Annotated in this window: 2 protein-coding genes; both read left to right on the top strand. The window is 45.1% G+C overall.

Translation table 11 applies throughout. The features are described from left to right. Positions 1 to 217: 217 nt before the first annotated feature. The gene (locus tag F6K52_RS35205) at positions 218 to 1,879 is read left to right on the top strand and encodes a transposase (RefSeq protein WP_293089663.1); all 1,662 of its coding nucleotides are present in this window, start codon (positions 218 to 220) and stop codon (positions 1,877 to 1,879) included. Positions 1,880 to 2,107: 228 nt separating this feature from the next. Next, a partial coding sequence (locus tag F6K52_RS35200; RefSeq protein WP_293089660.1) for a transposase family protein occupies positions 2,108 to 2,528 on the top strand: 421 nt, incomplete at its 3' end.

Here is a 2,528-nt window from a genome sequence, read left to right as displayed (position 1 = left end):
AGGGATTTCTTTTAATTCTTCAAGAATTTTCGGTCCTCGCTTACGTACCGTAATAAATTTGATTTTATTCGGTGAGTCCTCCAGCTTTCTGAGATTCTGGTAGGTTGTAAATTTACTATCAAAGACCGCACCTTGCCAATAATCGTGGGTACACATTTGTATTAAAGAAAAATGTATCCCCCTTGCCAAATGTGTCCAAATTTGGTCTAACAGAGATATGACTTCAACACCACCGCTCTGTGCTAATGCTGTGTCGCCTGTGCTCAATGATGTTGAGTCTCTTCGTGGTGAGGTAGAACAGCTTCATCAAATCATTAACCAACAGCAAGTGATCATCGACCAGTTGAGCACAGACAATAAAATCCTTAAGGCTCGCATCAGCCAACTGGAGAAGGAGTTAGAGGCGCAAAAGAAACTCAAAGGAAAGCCGAAATTAAAGGCGAGTCGTCTCAATGAGACTAAGCCAACAGACAAAGACCCGGATAAGCGTCGCGCTTCAGGCAAGCGCAGTAAGAAAGGTGGCTTTGGGGTAGATAAACCTTGGAAGATAGAGCCAGAGAACTTACCTAAGGGCGCAAAACTACATCAATATCGGGAATACGATGTGCAAGAGCTGACGATTGAGCGCTGCAATATCCGTTTTTTGCTGGGGGAATATATCTTGCCAGATGGGAGTATAGTTCGGGCACAGTTACCGCCCGAGTATCAACATACGGGTCATTTTGGCCCGGTGTTAGTGAGCTACATCTTGCATGAGCACTATCAAAATCGAGTGCCGCAACCGCTGATACGAGAGCAGTTGAACGACTGGGGCATCGATATCTCCACCGGACAAATCAATCGGATATTGAGCGAAGGTTTAGATGAGTTTGTCACGGAGCAATCAGCGGTGTTAAAGGAGGGCTTAAGCACCTGTGCATATATTCACACCGATGATACCGGTGCTCGACACGACGGGAAAAATGGCTATTGCACGGTGGTTGGCAATGACTTGTTTAGTTACTTTAAGAGTAGCCAAAGCAAAAGTCGAGTGAATTTCCTAGAAGTATTGCAAGGAGGGACATTGAGCTATGTGCTCAATGATGAGTCGCGCGACTATTTAGAGATGAGTGGGTTGGCCGCCAAACACCTCTCAACGCTAAGCTTTAGTTCAACGGTGTTGGCAACCGAGCACGAGCAATGGGAGGAATATTTGTCGTCGGTTGGTATTTGTACTCCAAACGCGATTCGGGTGGTCACCGAAGCGGCTTTGCTGGGAGGATTGATTGAATCAGGCGTGTCTGCACAGTTGATTATTCTCTCCGATGGAGCCGGACAATTTAATCTATTGGTGCATGCGTTGTGTTGGATCCATGCCGAGCGCAGTATTCGTAAATTAGAGGGCTCTACCGCTCGCTTTCGCCAGAATATAGACGAAGTCCAAGGCTTGATCTGGGACTATTATCAAGAGCTTAAAGCTTATCAATTGGCTCCTAGCGAGACCGAAAAGCAGCGATTAGACCAGCGCTTTGATGAGATCTTTGGTCGCTGCTATCTCCAGCATGCGACGTTGAGCAATGCGTTGCTTCAGTTTCGCAGCAAAAAGGAACAATTACTTCAGGTACTCGATGCCCCCGATATTCCATTACACAACAATCAGGCAGAGAGCGATATTCGAGAGCGCGTCATCCGCCAGAAGATTAGTGGTGGAACCCGCTCACAGTTGGGTCGCCAAGCGAGAGATACGATGGTTGGGTTGAAAAAGACCTGTCGTAAATTAGGGGTTAGCTTCTGGGAGTATCTTCTGTCTAGGGTGCGAGGGGATCCGAGTATTGAATCGTTAGCTGAGTTGCTTAAACGCAAAGCGATGGAATCCAAACAGGTCGCCCAAGCAACCTGAACCATTTTCATGCCCGTTCCCCACGCTTATGGAGAAGCTGCCAACGCACATCGATCGCCCCCAGAATTTTCCAGAATAATATGAGTCAACTGCTTCAATAATTCAGGTTCTTCAGGACCTGTTAGGCTTAACCTTCTTACAGATTTTCCACATTCCCTTCCATATAAGGCTTGCAGCAAATATACTATCCTAGTAATCTAAACTATAGAGCATGTGGGTACAGAATACATGTCTTCCCTATTAACAGAACTGCTGAACATAGAGGGTGTAGAAGTTACAGGCTATCGAAATGATAATGATTTTATTGCGCTAGAGGTTAGGAGCTTGAGTCGAGAAGCCACCTGCCCTCACTGTGAAGGAGTCAGTGGAACAGTTCATCAAAATCACTCTCATCTTGCTCAAGATTTACCCATCAGTGGTCAAGACGTATTTATTAGATATAATCGGCGTCAATTCAAATGTAAAACATGTAAGAAACCATTTAGTGAGTCTCTAGATTTTATCGGAGAGCGCAGACAATATACAGACCGTTTTGCCCAAAAGGTTGTCAGCGAACTGATTCATGGTGATATTCACAATGTTGCCAAACAAAATCATATTACCGATGATGTTGTTGAATCGATGTTGGAGTATATGAGTAAAAAAAATG

The organism is Moorena sp. SIO3H5, assembly GCF_010692395.1.
Lineage (GTDB): Bacteria > Cyanobacteriota > Cyanobacteriia > Cyanobacteriales > Coleofasciculaceae > Moorena.
This window is presented reverse-complemented; position numbering and strand designations above follow the sequence as displayed.